This is a genomic window from Photobacterium marinum, assembly GCF_000331515.1.
Lineage (GTDB): Bacteria > Pseudomonadota > Gammaproteobacteria > Enterobacterales > Vibrionaceae > Photobacterium > Photobacterium marinum.
In genome coordinates this window covers 69,866-85,834 of the sequence record NZ_AMZO01000015.1, presented here as the reverse complement: position 1 = coordinate 85,834, position 15,969 = coordinate 69,866, and the positions used below count along the sequence as shown (strand labels likewise).

General features: G+C 46.5%; 11 protein-coding genes and 1 CRISPR repeat array. Of the genes, 3 read left to right on the top strand and 8 right to left on the bottom strand.

Annotation, left to right across the window (positions count from 1 at the left end; translation table 11 throughout):
* Positions 1–100: 100 nt before the first annotated feature.
* The gene (locus C942_RS10070) at positions 101–3,244 is read right to left on the bottom strand and encodes a cache domain-containing protein (RefSeq protein ID WP_036799562.1); all 3,144 of its coding nucleotides are present in this window, start codon (positions 3,242–3,244) and stop codon (positions 101–103) included.
* A gap of 3 nt (positions 3,245–3,247) precedes the next feature.
* Complete coding sequence (torR, locus tag C942_RS10065; protein WP_007465295.1) at positions 3,248–3,979, bottom strand: two-component system response regulator TorR; 732 nt, start codon at positions 3,977–3,979, stop codon at positions 3,248–3,250.
* 400 nt (positions 3,980–4,379) lie between these two features.
* Between torR and C942_RS10060 the strand changes: the two genes are divergently transcribed.
* From C942_RS10060 to C942_RS10050, 3 genes are all read left to right on the top strand, one after another.
* Positions 4,380–5,306 carry a LysR family transcriptional regulator gene (locus tag C942_RS10060; RefSeq protein ID WP_007465293.1) on the top strand — a complete coding sequence of 309 codons (927 nt, stop codon included), beginning with the start codon at positions 4,380–4,382 and terminating at the stop codon, positions 5,304–5,306.
* 172 nt (positions 5,307–5,478) lie between these two features.
* Positions 5,479–6,543, top strand: coding sequence for an alanine/ornithine racemase family PLP-dependent enzyme (locus tag C942_RS10055; RefSeq protein WP_007465290.1), 1,065 nt, complete (start codon positions 5,479–5,481; stop codon positions 6,541–6,543).
* A 45-nt stretch (positions 6,544–6,588) separates the two neighbouring features.
* Positions 6,589–8,004, top strand: a complete 1,416-nt coding sequence (locus C942_RS10050; RefSeq protein WP_007465289.1) for a YfcC family protein — start codon at positions 6,589–6,591, stop codon at positions 8,002–8,004.
* A gap of 181 nt (positions 8,005–8,185) precedes the next feature.
* A CRISPR array of direct repeats spans positions 8,186–10,209; the repeat unit is 32 nt; unit sequence GTTTCAATCCACGCTCCCGTGGAGGGAGCGAC.
* 177 nt (positions 10,210–10,386) lie between these two features.
* On the opposite strand, the gene cas2 is transcribed toward C942_RS10050, so the two are convergent.
* From cas2 to cas5c, 6 genes are read right to left on the bottom strand one after another with little or no spacing between them, the layout of a single operon-like run.
* The gene (gene cas2 / locus C942_RS10045; RefSeq protein WP_007465286.1) at positions 10,387–10,680 is read right to left on the bottom strand and encodes a CRISPR-associated endonuclease Cas2; all 294 of its coding nucleotides are present in this window, start codon (positions 10,678–10,680) and stop codon (positions 10,387–10,389) included.
* 13 nt (positions 10,681–10,693) lie between these two features.
* Positions 10,694–11,722 carry a type I-C CRISPR-associated endonuclease Cas1c gene (gene cas1c, locus C942_RS10040; protein WP_007465285.1) on the bottom strand — a complete coding sequence of 343 codons (1,029 nt, stop codon included), beginning with the start codon at positions 11,720–11,722 and terminating at the stop codon, positions 10,694–10,696.
* The gene (cas4, locus tag C942_RS10035) at positions 11,719–12,342 is read right to left on the bottom strand and encodes a CRISPR-associated protein Cas4 (protein WP_007465284.1); all 624 of its coding nucleotides are present in this window, start codon (positions 12,340–12,342) and stop codon (positions 11,719–11,721) included. The genes cas1c and cas4 overlap by 4 nt, the downstream gene beginning before the upstream one ends.
* Before the next feature lies 1 nt (position 12,343).
* Positions 12,344–13,216 (bottom strand): type I-C CRISPR-associated protein Cas7/Csd2, encoded by an 873-nt coding sequence (gene cas7c, locus C942_RS10030; RefSeq protein ID WP_007465282.1) that lies wholly within the window; start codon positions 13,214–13,216, stop codon positions 12,344–12,346.
* A 10-nt stretch (positions 13,217–13,226) separates the two neighbouring features.
* Positions 13,227–15,227, bottom strand: a complete 2,001-nt coding sequence (cas8c, locus tag C942_RS10025; RefSeq protein WP_007465280.1) for a type I-C CRISPR-associated protein Cas8c/Csd1 — start codon at positions 15,225–15,227, stop codon at positions 13,227–13,229.
* Positions 15,224–15,958 (bottom strand): type I-C CRISPR-associated protein Cas5c, encoded by a 735-nt coding sequence (cas5c, locus tag C942_RS10020; protein WP_007465278.1) that lies wholly within the window; start codon positions 15,956–15,958, stop codon positions 15,224–15,226. The genes cas8c and cas5c overlap by 4 nt, the downstream gene beginning before the upstream one ends.
* Positions 15,959–15,969 lie beyond the last annotated feature (11 nt).

Genomic DNA, 15,969 nt, shown 5'->3' with positions numbered 1-15,969 from the left:
GAAAAAGGCCTGCTTTGCAGACCTCTTTTCAAAATTGCTTAAAAATAGTAAAAAAATACATTCAGGTATTTAATAAATTGTTTTCATACTTTTATGCCGTCTAGCTAAATTTCTCTTTCAACCTCTCTATTGAGGGGACGTAGATTTCCTGCAAAGCCTGATAAAGATCTGCTATTTCCTGTTCATCACGACCTTCTGTCTTACAGGCAATCTCTAACGCCTTACAAGCTTCACTTAATGCAACAAGACCAACAGCACCAGATGAGCTCTTCAGGCTGTGTGCAAGCTTAGCGAGGCCTTCAACTGAGGTGTGAGAAGCCATCTTTTCGACCAGTGATTCTGAATGCGAATAAAATGCCTCTGTCATTTCACACACCAGGGCATCACCTAATGTTTGCCTGTCTTTTTCTAATACCGAGGCATCGAGCAGGCCCATATCTTCAGATACGACATGATCCAACACTGACTCACATCCAGAAATGTCTACAACCTCTATCCCTGATACTGTGGAGGCAGCCCCCTGCTCAGCAACCACTTCATACTTAATTGCCTGACCATGATAAACCTTGGCAATAATTGCCTGCATCTGTTCAAACTGTACCGGTTTACCTAAGAAACCATCTAATCCGGCTTCAAGATAAGATTCAATTTCCTGACGGAAAACATGAGCAGAAAACGCAATCGTCGGTATATAACGATGGGCTTTTTCCCGCAGAACATGAGTAAGGGTAACCCCGTCAGTGTCCGGCAAATTAATATCCATCAGGATAATATCTACATCATGTTTCTCTATCACCGATTCCGCCATTTCACCGGACATAGCCACGACAACGTTATGTCCCAGTTTATTAAGGAAACCTTCTGCAACCAGGATATTGGTTTCATTATCTTCAACCAGCATGATGGTTAAAGGCGGAACAGCAAGCAGAACAGGCTCATTGGTCGAGATGACTTTACCTTCTTTAGCCGCGTTCAGCGGCAACGTAAGGGTAAACGTACTGCCCTTCGCCACTTCACTTTGCACTGTCAGTTCACCGCCTAACAACTCGGCAAAACGTCGGCTGATTGGTAAGCCTAGCCCTGTCCCCCGCTCAGATTTTGTTGCCTGTTCAAAAGGTTCAAAAATCAATGCCAGCTTTTCTTCCGGAATACCTTTACCGGTATCAACCACTTTAAACTGCAACAGATAACGCTTGTCTTCTGTTTGCTCTTTGAGGCTAACTTGAATTTTCACTCCACCTTGAGCTGTGAACTTAATCGCGTTAGCCACCAGATTAACCAACACCTGCGTCAGCTTATTGGCATCACCGTGGAGATAATACGGAACATCTTCTGCAACTTCACAACTCAGGCTAATGTGTTTCTCCTTCGCCCGAGCCGTAAGCATGTTTACCACATTGCTAACAACTGAATTGGTGTGGAAATTAGTTTCATTGATATCGTGATGCCCGGCCTCAATCTTGGAGTAATCAAGCACGTTATTAAGCACCCCCATGAGGATTTCACCGGAGGCAAGAATAGTCTTGGTATAGTTCTTCTGGATCTTATTCAGAAAAGTATTATCGAGTAGGTGCAAGGTGCCCATAATACCGTTCATAGGGGTCCGGATCTCATGGCTCATATGAGCAAGGAAGGTCGATTTTGCCCGGTTCGCCTGCTCAGCCTGCTCACGAGCCTTTTCATGCTTGCTCACTTCAGAGTTCAGCGCTTCGTTGGCTTTAATCAGCTGAACAGTACGTTCATCAACCAATTTTTGCAGTTCATTCTTGTGCTCCTGCAACGCCAGCGCATTCTTTTTGAACACAGAAATTGCATCGGCAAGCTGACTCTTTTCATCAGTTTCCCCTCGGGGAATATCAACCGACAAGTCCCCTGCGGCCAGTTTTTTTATCGCCGCCGTCATACTACCCGATGGCTCAAGAATTTCATCCATCGCCCCCTGCGGATTTGTTATAGAGGCAGAAGCGATGTCGTCGGTAATATGATCTGATGCCTGGGAGATCTCCTGGATCATCGACTGTAGGTAACTAATAAAGTTATTAACCGAACGACCAATATCCCCAAGCTCATCATGGGATGTAATTTCAATTCTAGAGGTCAGATCCGCCTCACCTGTCGACAAAGTATCGATACGCTCTTTTAGGATCACCAGCCGTCGGACGATCCTATTGATCGAGATGGTCGCTACAATTAACGCCAGCATCAGCAAGCCCGCTGATGTGGCAATACTCATATAAACTTTAGCATTGAAGATCTTTTCCGTTGTGCTAGTCAGGCCATCCTGAATACTGGTGAGGTCACTGTCGTAAGTACCGGTTGCGATCGTCCAGCCCCACTCCGGAAACGCCTTTCTGGCGTAAACGAATTTATTCTCACCTTTCTTGGTTGTCGGGTTTTTATGGAAAGTCTTAACAAAAGCTTCAGATTTACCTTGGATTTGGCTGGCAATCTTTTGAGTTGTAGTGGGAATAATAGTACCGACAATTGAAGGGTCAGGGTGAGCCAGAATCCGCCCGTCATCATCTTGAACCCAAAAGTAACCATTCTGACCATACTTAGATGTGCTAATCGTCTGCAGGGCTGCTTCAAAATCATCTTTTCGCAGCGCACTGGTATATTCACCGGTTGCAATCACCATATTAAGCGGCTCGAAGTAAACTGACGCCGTCAGTTTTTCTTCCACTTTGTTAGTCATAGGATTGAGATAGTGATAGCTGGTAAAACCTATCTCATTTTCAATTGCAGCACTGACAATATTTCTGGCATAAAAAGTGCCATTGTCATCTTGTTTATCAAACGCACTGATACCGACTATTTTGCGATCAAGGCCATTCGCTTTATTAATAATAGAGGTCGCATCGTAGGCAAAAATATAACGTCCGTTATGCCAGCGATACTGGTTAATAAATGCTCTTATACTAATCTCAGCATCTAAATCAGAATCACTATTATTATAAATACTTTCAACTGTATCTCTGAAAGCAGAAATATCCTTCGCCAACTCGACTTTTATATTTTCCAGCTTTGAGTTTTCATAATAATAAGACAAAGAGCGGGTGACCGTATCCACCTGCCCTTTCAAATTATCATTAAGTAATTTTGCGACTTTTACGCTGACATTGTGCTTTTCTGCTTCAAGAACCGATTGTTCTGTATTAATCAGGCTGGTGATAAAAAAACCACTGACCGTCAGCAAAGAAGCACACATGATAAGAGTGAGCTTGGCTCTGATTGTCAAGTTCATGGACTAAACCACATCCGGAGCAAATAAATAGCCTTCACCATGTACAGTAATGAATATTTTCGGCTGTTTAATGCTCTCTTCCATTTTGTTTCTGAGACGACGAATTAAAACATCTATCGTTCGATCACTTGGTGTATCTACACGGTGTGAAATCAGATTAAGCAGACGATCCCGGCTAAGCACCCGATTCGGATGAGTAATAAAAGCAACAAGAAGCTCATACTCTGCTTTTGTCAGCCTTATCGTTTCATCACTTTTTGTCAGCTGGCGCTGAGTAACATCAAACTCAAAATCCAGAAAACGGAATTTACTTTCATCTTTTTCCAGTTGCGCCCACGCCGCCTCAGCCTGCTCAAGTGCATCACGAGTAAGCTGAATACGCCATAACAGATTTTTTGCCCTGACCAGTAATTCACGAGGCTCAACCGGCTTGGTGACGTAATCATCTGCGCCCATTTCAAGGCCTAAAATCCGATCAATAGGATCAGTACGTCCCGTCACCAGAATAATAGCAATATCAGATGTATTTCTGACATCTCTGGTCAGTTGTATGCCATCTTCTCCTGGTAAATTAATATCCAGAAGAATTAAGTCGATCTTTTCCCTAGCTAATATTTCCTTCATTTCACCACCGTTATCTGTTTCGAAAACGGTATAACCAGCCTGGGAGAAATGCCCCTTTACCTTAATCCTCAAAATAGGATCGTCTTCTACAATCAAAATTTTGTAAGTCATAGCTTCTCGATCTTTAGCCATACTTTGTGGCTATATTATCATTGTCAGTATCAATCTGTTGTTACCTACCATGCGGCATATCAATTATGCCACTATTGAATATCCCTTTCATAATTCATTCTTCCCATATCTGTTGATAATACTCACAAAAAAGAAAGCCTAATCATGTGTTACGAGGCAATCAGTACAAATTTCAACCATAAATCCGTGTAATGTAATCCTTTAACCTGTTTGCTCTATTTTCCCTTTTTCATTTGTTAGACAATAGGCAACGAACGTTTTTCCATGCCTGACTCTGTTATTTTTTAACCAGTAAGTTTACGTATTTTTAAACCAGTGCGATACATCTCAGACTCATAAAGCACCCCGTAATAGCATTAATAAAAAACGAGATAAAGAGATGCGAAAAATAAATGACTTTGATTTAAAGCTGTTGCAGTTATTTGTAACGATTGTCGATTCTGGGGGCTTTTCCGCAGCACAATTTAAACTCAACATGCACCAATCAACGATCAGCACCAGAATGAATGATCTGGAAACTAGGCTCGGAATGACACTCTGCCACCGTGGAAGGCGAGGTTTTCGCCTGACAAAAGACGGTGAAAAGGTCTACCAGCTTTGCCAGATGCTGTTCAACGACATCGCTTATTTTGAAGAACAGCTTGATAGTATTCGTAGTGTCTCTCACGGGCATATCAAGCTAGCGCTCACCGATAATCTGGCGACCAATCCCCAGTGCAGAATCCAACTGGCAATCCGGCAGTTCTGTAACGAGCACCCCAAAGTCACCATAGATACCGACATCTGGGACTCGTACCAAATTGAAATGATGCTGCTTGAAGGGAAAATTGAGCTTGGCATCACCTCTTCTGAAGTCAGAAAAGACGGTCTGAAATACGATTATCTTTTTGAAGAGAAGCAATGCCTTTACTGCGCCCCGGGACACCCTATTCTTAGCAGTGACAGCGAGATCACTCTGGATGAGTTGATCGAATTCCCTGTTGTGGAGCGAGGCCTGGCCCATAGCATTACACCTCTGAGCCGGGTTAAAGGCTTTAAGCCCCAGGCAAGCAGTGCCAATATGGAAGCGACCGCTCACCTTTTGCTGTCCGGCAATTTTGTTGGCTATCTTCCGGATCACTATGCGGATATCTGGGTAAAACGCGGCGAGATGGTGAGAATTAATGCCCCTTCACTTGAATACTCCGCTGAATTCCATCTGACAACTCTCGACACTAAAGAGCTTTCTTTTGCTGCTAGTGAGTTAGTAAAAGCAATAAGCGAAGCACATAAAGTGAATAACACCTCACTTTCTACAACTCATTAATCATCTTTTTCAAAATAACCATGCGCAGGGTCTCATCTGTCACCCTGCGCATCTTTGCTCAAAACAATACATCGATTAAACACAAAGTAACTATCAAAAAGCCGTTATTTATCTTTCCGACTAAAAAGCGCTCAATAAAAACAAATAAAAAACATTACCAAGAGGTAATAAGATGAGCACTTACCCTTGCATAAATATCCACTTAGATAAAATCACAGAAAATACCCAAAACATGGTAGGCGTGTGTAAAGCCTGTAATGTTTCTCCCACCGGAGTTACAAAACTGGCCTGTGCTTACCCGGAAGTCGGACAAGCAATACTTAACGGCGGAATAAAGATTCTTTCAGATTCCAGAATATCGAACCTGAAAAAGATCCGTCATCTTGATGCTGTTACCATGCTTCTTCGCCTTCCCGCTCTGAGCGAAATCTCTGACGTCATCAAATATGCAGATATCTCGCTGAACTCAGAAGCAAAAACACTTGAAGCCCTATCCGAAGAAGCAGTGAAGCAAGACAAACTGCACAAAGTCATTCTAATGCATGACTTGGGAGACTTACGCGAAGGTTCTTTTTATGATGAAGAAACCCTTGCCCTCAGCCGCAAAGCCATCGAACTTCCCGGCATTGAACTGGTTGGCCTCGGCACTAACCTCGCCTGCTACGGTGGTGTTGAACCAACAGCTGAAAACCAGACACGTCTAGTTGATCTTGCAAAACAAATCGAAACCGAACTGGACATCAAACTCCAGTACATTTCCGGAGCCAGTTCAGCAGGACTTAACCTGTTACTCGACGGCGAACTGCCAAAAGAAATCAACCAGCTTCGCCTTGGCGCCTCACTGATGATGGGTATTGGCCTTAATGATGATCCGGTTCCCGACACCCGCCAAGATACTTTCACCCTTACAGCTGAAATCATCGAAATAAAAATTAAACCTTCCGTTCCAGTCAATTCTACGGCTCTGGATGCTTTTGGTAACAAGCCTGAATTTATCGATCGCGGTCTGCGTAAACGCGCAATCTGTGCCATCGGCAAGCAGGATGTCGATATCAGCGAAATCACCCCGGTAGATAAAGACATCATCGTCATCGGCGGCAGCAGTGATCACCTGATCCTTGATATCGACTATTGCAAAAAACCTTATGAAATAGGAAGCCTGGTGGAATTCGAACTAACCTACGGGGCTGTGCTACAGTGCATGACCTCCGAGTACGTCTGCAAACACTTTGTCTGAATCCAATAACAATAAATGCGGCACAAAAGCTGCTGAGGATTACCCATGCTAAAAATAAAAAAATTTCCCAATACCTTTACGATCTTGTTCTTCCTGATCGCTTTCTTTGCCATGCTGACCTATGTGTTACCGGCTGGTAAGTACGTACGTGAGATGAACGAAAACCTTGGCCGCGAAGTACCTGTACCCGGCTCATTCCATGTCATTGAATCCACCCCGCAAGGCTTTTTCGATACTCTGATGGCCCCGATTTCCGGCTTTTATGATCCGGTGAGCGGCGTAATCGGCGCAATTGATGTCAGCCTGTTTGTCCTTATGGTCGGCGGTTTTCTGGGAATAGTGACCCAGACAGGTGCCATTGATACCGGGATCGCCAGGATCATGGTGCGTCTGAAAGGCAAAGAGATCTACATGATCCCCATCCTGATGTTCCTGTTTGCACTGGGCGGCACCTCCTACGGTATGGCCGAAGAGTCCCTTGCCTTTTACGGCCTGCTGATCCCTATTTTCATGACAGCCCGCTTTGATCCTCTGGTTGCCGTTGCTGTTATCTTTGTCGGTACCGGTGTGGGTACACTGGGTTCCACTATTAACCCTTTCGGTACGGTTATCGCGTCGAATGCAGCCAGTGTTGATTTCCTAAGTGGTGTCGAGCTTCGCTTTGCAATTCTGGCTATCGCTCTTGTTGTCGGCTGTGCTTATGTCATGCGCTATGCGAAGAAAATCCAAAACAACCCAGAATTATCTTTGCTGGCAAATCAGAGAAAAGAAAATGAAGCTCACTTCCTGGGTAATAAAGAGACAACCGATAAATTACCAGAACTGACACTGTCACAAAAAGCGGTGCTGGTACTGTTTATCCTGACGTTTGCCATCATGATCTATGGTGTTTCCTGCCTGGGATGGTGGATGGCTGAAATGGCAACCCTGTTTATCTTCATGGGTATTGTATGCGGCATCGTCGGCCGCCTGAAAGAAGATGACCTGATTAACTCATTTGTTGCCGGTGCTGCGGATCTGATTGGTGTAGCCCTGATTGTCGGTGTGGCCCGAGGTATCGTGGTCGTCATGGAAGCAGGCAACATTACAGATACTATCCTGAGCTACGCTGAAGGCATTGTAGCCGGTAAGAGTTCCGTACTCTTTATTAACACCGTTTACTGGATTGAGATGCTGCTTTCTTTCATCGTCCCTTCAACATCAGGCCTGGCCGTAATGAGTATGCCAATCCTGGCACCACTAAGTGACTTTGCAAACACAGGTCGAGACCTGGTAGTGACTGCCTTTATGAGTGGTATCGGTACTATCTTATTTGTGACGCCGACTTACGGTGTATTGATGGGCGGCCTTGCTATTGCACGTATTCCTTATGTGACCTGGCTGAAGTTCATTGCCCCACTGGTAGCCTTCTTCGTTGCCCTGAACTGCGTAGTTCTGTCCATTGGAGCAAGCATGCTATAAGGCAACATAACCAGTGCGAAAACAAGCACGTAAAAAAATCAGCAGCCTATGGCTGCTGATTGAAAGAAAAACCTCATAATTTCTCGAACACCCTGGTTATTTTCTCTCGGTTTGCCAGGGTGTTTTTTTATGTCGTTCCCGTTATTTTATTTGCCAATAATTTTAAAGATTTAAATCTTGAGTTTTAATTCACGCTTCCGTGGAGGGAGCGACTTCCGCTTTTCAACGGCAACACCTTGGAATCACGGTTTCAATCCACGCTCCCGTGGAGGGAGCGACAATTCTCAGTGAGTTTCGTCGCCGGTCAACTGGGTTTCAATCCACGCTCCCGTGGAGGGAGCGACTACACCGCTTTAATCACATATCCCCAATAACACCGTTTCAATCCACGCTCCCGTGGAGGGAGCGACCAGAAACTATTCAATGCGACCGCGGTCGCGAACATGTTTCAATCCACGCTCCCGTGGAGGGAGCGACGTGTTTCGTCAGAATATTTAATCTTGCCTTTCTGGTTTCAATCCACGCTCCCGTGGAGGGAGCGACATGGGAACCTTACCGAGCAAGAATGGGATGAATGTGTTTCAATCCACGCTCCCGTGGAGGGAGCGACCTACTATTCAGAGGGTAAAGGTTCGCTGTAGCGTGTTTCAATCCACGCTCCCGTGGAGGGAGCGACCTCGGAAAGGACAAGTCCAAGCCAACCGTAGACGGTTTCAATCCACGCTCCCGTGGAGGGAGCGACTCAAAAGTAACACCGCCAACACTCGGGTCTTTTTTAGTTTCAATCCACGCTCCCGTGGAGGGAGCGACGAGAAAAGGCTTATCACATCATAGTCACCACCAAGTTTCAATCCACGCTCCCGTGGAGGGAGCGACTTATGGTATGACGGTTAAAATATCCGGCGGTCGAAGTTTCAATCCACGCTCCCGTGGAGGGAGCGACGAGGCAAAAGAGAGAGTTCAGGCCCTTGCTGTGATGTTTCAATCCACGCTCCCGTGGAGGGAGCGACCCAACTACATTACGGTAACCACTACCGCTTACTGGTTTCAATCCACGCTCCCGTGGAGGGAGCGACCAAAAGCATTACTGCCCCCTGTACTCTTTAACGAGTTTCAATCCACGCTCCCGTGGAGGGAGCGACAGGGTCACAAGTGGCAGATCATTGATGCATTCGAGTTTCAATCCACGCTCCCGTGGAGGGAGCGACCTTTTATTTCAAGCTCCCAAGCTTCAAACTTACCATGTTTCAATCCACGCTCCCGTGGAGGGAGCGACCCATCAAGCAGTTGTATTCGGCAGGAGATATTATCGTTTCAATCCACGCTCCCGTGGAGGGAGCGACCTTCTTGCCCATCTCGTATATCTCTCGTAATTACGTTTCAATCCACGCTCCCGTGGAGGGAGCGACTCCATGTCTGACGACTTACCCAGGACTTTAGTTAGTTTCAATCCACGCTCCCGTGGAGGGAGCGACGGGGTATTTTGGAATGCATTTCTTATCACCCCAGAGTTTCAATCCACGCTCCCGTGGAGGGAGCGACCAGTTAAACACGCAGTTGATTTTTTGCTTAGCAAGTTTCAATCCACGCTCCCGTGGAGGGAGCGACTGACTGTCCACCCTTTGATTTTAATCATTCCGGTGTTTCAATCCACGCTCCCGTGGAGGGAGCGACGGCGGTCAGGCGGAATGTGACAAACTGAGTAGAGAGTTTCAATCCACGCTCCCGTGGAGGGAGCGACTAAAGGCCATCATGATATTCATAAGTTCATGAAAGTTTCAATCCACGCTCCCGTGGAGGGAGCGACATATCGTTTTAGTTTTGAGTGATGAGTTTACAATATGTTTCAATCCACGCTCCCGTGGAGGGAGCGACACACTTGCATCCTGGCTCAAGTCATCATTCTGCTGTTTCAATCCACGCTCCCGTGGAGGGAGCGACGGGTGATGTTGTCTTGCTTAGAGAGTATAGCAATGGTTTCAATCCACGCTCCCGTGGAGGGAGCGACTTTATGCTTGTAAAGCAAGTACCAATGAAAGAAGTTTCAATCCACGCTCCCGTGGAGGGAGCGACCTCCATTCAGGAATCAGTTCGCAAGAGACGACGAGTTTCAATCCACGCTCCCGTGGAGGGAGCGACAGTGATACCATCGCACTAGGAGTACCATTAATTGGTTTCAATCCACGCTCCCGTGGAGGGAGCGACTGCCTTCCATAGAAGGCTTAAATAATGTACACAAAATGAGTAAAAATCGCTAACCTCCGCAATTTACTTAACGTGACATTCATTTTGTATTCGGTAATTTATTAAAGAGCTTATTTTTCAATAAATTAAGAACACGCTAACCTCCTAGGATTTTGATGAGAACAAGGGATTAGCGCACTAAAGAATAAGTGCGTCCTGAAAAATATCGACGGCAACTTTCGCACCATGATGCTCAACACGATTGCGCCAGTTTTTGCCCAGTTTATAAAAGCGCAAACTGTCTACATCTGGATCATAAATCGACAATAACAGAGCTTTAAACTTCACCCATTGGTCGGGGGCAATATCGCATTCAAACACGGAATATTGCACCCGAACACCATAATCCAAACAAGCTTTAGCTAACTTGCGCAGACGTCTCTTACCATCAACATCATCAAAAGAAACATCATAAGTAACTAATACCATCATAATAGACGCTCACTTATCGAGAATAATATGGCGGATAATTATCAAGATCGCCCCGTATATACCGAGCCAACAACATAGACTGGACATGCGGCAATAAACCTATGGCAACCTTTTCATTTAAAAACGGATGGATGATCTCTTCTTGTTTTTTTAACTGATAAGCCTGCAATACTGCTTTCCTGGCATCTTCCTTTATCGTTACACCACCAAGTGCATCAACCTCAAAATCCTTACTTCCGACCTGATTACGGTTGATCAGCGTTAATACCAACCTGTCGACAATCAAAGCGCGAAACTCTTCTAGCAGATCCTGCGCTAAACTATCCCGACCAGGACGCTCTGCATGCAAAAAACCCGCTTGAGGATCTAACCCGACACCTTGCAACGCACTGCTGATTTCATTCCCCAATACCGCATAAAGAAATGAAAGCATCGCATTGACAGGATCTTTGGGGGGCCTGCGATTACGGTTTTCAAAGCTAAACGCTTTATCTGTATTTGTAATGAGAGAGCCAAATACCGAAAAATAATGACTGGCCGCTTCACCCTCCAGCCCGCGTATTTTTTCTAAGTCCTGCTGAGCGGAAAGTGCTTCAACAATTTGCCGGTGACGTTGTATTGCGCACTCCATTTCCGGGGTTGACTGATGATTTCGGGTATGGCGTTGCAAAACCTGTCGAGACGATCGCACTTTGGCTGCCACAATATTCCTGGCCAACACCACGGCCTGCTCATCGGAGATGCGATACTGCTGCCGCCGAAGTAACACGTTGCCGCTTTGCTTACCGACAACCCGAGCTTGGAAACGCCCATATTGATTGAAAAATGCCAGTCCTGTTGCATTTTCACCACAAAACCCCATCACCTGAGGCGATACCATCACGTTACCGAAACAAAAAATATGCCCAATAGAATGAATAGGAAGTTGCATGAGCTTTTGTTTTTTGCCGTCTATACGCTGCTCAATCAGCAATGTTTCCCGTTCTTTATGTAGATAGGCACCATCACGGTTGATATAGAGGCAATTTTGCAGTTTTTTCATTCGTCATCCCCCATTGCAAACAACGCTGACAGGTATCGGTTCGTTTTATCTCTGCTAAGCAGTTTGGGATAACACAATTCGACAAGAGAACAGGCTTTACAAGCACTACACCATTTGGTTTTAGGTGTTTTACCCGCAAGCAATAGCTGTTTGACGCCAGCAATCGTTGTCAGCGTTTTATGTCTGAGTGCATCATCAATCGCAACTTCACATCGCTTGCGAGTCTGCCAGTACCACAGCGCCCCTGTTGTGACAGAAGCAGACGTCATTTCTTCAATGCAAAGTGCCTGGGCACATAACTGAATGGTGTCACAATCATCTATTTTTGGCCGCCCGCGTTTATATTCAACGGGGATATAACAATGGCGCTTCTTGTTATATTCCAGCAAATCCAATTTACCCGTCAGCCCTAAGGTTGGGGCAGCAACCGCTACCCCGCGCTCATAGCGGATCCCCTTGCGGGTTTCCGGCTCGCCGTGATCCACACGATCATGAAGCTGAATACCCTGAGCCGTTAAAAAATTATCAGCCCAGACCTGTTCATTATGTATTAGCGCGCACTGGCGGGGGCAAAATACGTAATGCTGTAAGGCTGAAAGCGGGATCAAGCGAGTGTCCATCTTAAAATCCGTCAATAATTTCAGGAGATAGACCAGGCAAAGTATTAAGCAGACTGTCGTTTAGCGCTGATGTATCTAATGGCAGCCCTTTATTTAAATGCTCCCGTACGGTTTGGTGGACTTTGGCTGAAGAATATTGGCCAGATTTACTGTCGTGCTGCCACCAGATGACTTTTTCTACCATCATGGAGCCTTCCGGGCGCGCCGATGACGCATCGCCTTCAAAAAGCCGTGGCAGCACCGCTTTAATCACTTCGGCATCTTCATTACTGAATCCAGTTTTCTCCGCCAATTGAGGCGTCATGGCGCCGAAAGTTACATAAGTAGCACTATCCACACGGTGTTTCATCCCCATGGTGTCAGAACTTTTTTTATTGCCGTCGCCTTCACCGCTGACGCTCTTGGTGATCTGAGTGCTGGAAATACTGATAGGTTCAAGACTAAATGCCGACTGGATAGTGACCGGGCCGCGAATAGGTAATGAAATACCTTCACTGCCGGATGTTTTCGAATACGCAAATACCTGACCAAAAGCCCTTACATCCAACCACTTATTACATACGATTTTGGCCGCCTCGGTGATCGGCGTTTTTTTGGTATTAAAAACATCCTTACCCACACCGAACTCTTCCGATTCCGCCCTTACACGCAGGCTCGGCATACCATCGGTTTTCTTCTCATCAGACTGAACAAAAATCGGATACCCTTGCTCTTGCAGACGATCTCGCATTTTCCTTTTCAGACAAACATCTGTCACTTCCCCATAGCCATCATAGTCCTGACGTGGGCGGTTACCATTAAGTGGGTCGCCATTCGGGTTGGCATGGTTGACCCGAAAAATAATGGCAAAATCAATTTTATTACTGAGAGGCATAATGATGTCCTTATTCTTGTTCGGTTAATTCGGTTTCGGCTTTTTTCACCATCAACTCAAGGCGCTGGCTGTGGAAGCCAAGCAGAAATTCGGCTGAAAGGGCTTTGTCACTGCTGAAACTTTCGCTGTCAAATGCGCCCAATACTTCATCCAGGGCTTTTTTACGGTTATAGACGAAACCACCATAGGTTCCCTGCAGGCGATGCCAATAAGGTTGCAACGACAGTTCAATGGTTTTCCAGGTTGAAAACGGGCGGTCAGCAAAGCGTTGCATCAGGCGTGCGGCATTGGTCAGGCGCTTTTCTCCTGCTTTATCCAGCGCAAATTGCTCAACATTTTCAGCAATCGCAAGTAAGCGGCCATACAGGTAATCGCGTGAATGGTTGTCTGTTTCTAGCGCCATAGCGTATTTTCTCCCTAATTGGCGAATGGCATAACCACGATAAAGTGCGCAGGCTACGCCAAGGTTTTGTTCCCATTGCCACTGCTCATCTATTTTGAAACTGTGGCGCTGCGCCGCTCGCTGAGTGGCACGGCGCATCATATCGACAGGGATCGAGCGGCGTTCTGTAATACAGGGCAGCAGGCGTTCAGAAAGGTTTTTCTTCAGGCTTTCATTGCTCTTGATAATATCGCCATACACAGCCTGTAAAATGGCCCAGGTACTGGGCGCGCAGCGATACCATTTCGGCTTGCCAGCTTCTTGCTTTTCTTTACTGGCCCGCTGCCACCAGGCACAGTCGCGGTGCCAGGCTTCAAGGTTGGAGAGGTATTCATAAGACAAGAAATCGCGGTAATAGGTGATCCCCATCCGCCCAGGCGTGGCTGAATCCAGCCCCATAACAACAATCGTATCGGTAACAGTCAGAGAAACCGCAGAGTGGCTGCCTTTGAGTTTATGCCTGAAAAGATGCCCGAACCGCTGACCCAGATCCCGGGTGTGCTCAACCCTATCCGGTACTTCTGGAGTATCTGGTGAACTAGAAATAACCTGCGCTGCTAAGTCATCATCCCCCCAGCCCCAGCCAGCTTCAAAGGTGTCATAATCCTGCTCTTCAAGCTCCGGATCTTCCATCGGCTGGAGGATCAGGGATCCTTTCACAGCCCATGCAACAATGACTTGCTCACCATTGCGATATCCCTGACGCTCTATTAACCACCGTAAGGTATTATGGGCCTTCTGAGTCACCTCAAAGCTGACATTGGCCGCCTGGTGGGAATCAAAAAAGCGCCCGCGGAAGGTATAACCTGATTTATCATTTGAGGAGATAAGCTTGGCTTTATCGCCGGTATGCCGAATTTTTGCCGGATGATTCACAGCAGCCGCCGCTTCTTTTCCGGTAACGAGGCACAGTTCCGCGCTACCGCCATTATGGATATCAAAATCAATCCACGCCTGTTGTAAGCTTCTGTCTTTCCACGTTTCGGGACATTTATCACCGACACATTCGACACTCCAGCACACCAGGGCACTGCCCTGTTCAATATGCCCTTTCTCTTTCGGCAGCATTTTGAATAACAGGGGCTGCGGTTGTTCGCTATCCTGCCATGATGTCAGCAACTGTTCGTCATCATCAGCAAAGCAGATCCCGGCTGCGATAAGATCGGCCATCACCCGGCCTTTACGGATATAACGATAAACCGCCCGCGCTTTTAGGTGAGTAAACGATGATGAAACCCAGCTATCGAGTAACTGACAATACTTGTCATAAAATGACGGCTTCGCCCCACCATAGGCTTTATAGTCGGCGGCGACATACTGCAATTTGTCACAAAGCGGATGAGGCGGCGGCTTACTTCCAGCCCGCCCAGCCGACTCTTCCGTCGCTGGCAGAATGATCTGGGTCTTTTCCAATACACTGGCGCGCAAGAACTCCCCCTGCTCATTGATCGTGATATGAATATGAGCATTCTGCGGGGTATGGCAAATCGGCATGATTTGCTCAGATTGAGGTAAATCAAGCGCCTGAGCCGCTTCATAAGTCTGATACAGCCTGGTTAACCAACTCATAGCTCGCCCTCTTCCTGTTCAACTGCTTTCAGGTTGTCATCCAAGTTGAACTCTTTGGCCGTCATCGGGCGAACCGTGCGTTTTACCAACATAGGATCCTGGCCATCAAACTGAGACGGCGAGGCAAACTCAATAATTCCCTCACGCATAACCGGATACCAAAAACGACTTTCAAGGTTCTTACCTCCGGTTTCATCAGGATAACCAAAACCGTGGAACATCAGGCCAAAACCCAGCTCATCGAGGTTGTCATAAGCACTCTCTCCGGCGCCGAATTCACAAGGTTCAACATAACCCTGACAGTCACGGGTTCCCAGAAAAATATCCTGCCGTCCGCCTTTTTCCAACATCCGCCGGGCAATGGCAAAGTGCTTACCGTCAATGCGGTCTTTCGCCAACTTCGGCCGATGCTCGTTCCATTCAAAATGGGCCTCTACCTGATATTCCACATCATGCAGGAAGGTATAAATTGCCAGGCTGTTACCACCTCCCCACACCAAAGGCTTGGTTCCTTTAGTCTGAGTGCGAATGGGTTTAATGATCCGCACACGGTCGATAACCCAGGTAAAGGTCGGCTTCCAGTAAACCGATTTTAAAATTCCTTTTAATGCTTCATAAGTGGGTACGTGATAACTGCATTTTTCGCCACCAATTTTGGTAACGGGATCGGTAAACAGGGCATAACGTCCCCATACCCGAAAACTAATGCTGTTCTTAGGCGTTGTTTTCACTTATCTGCCTC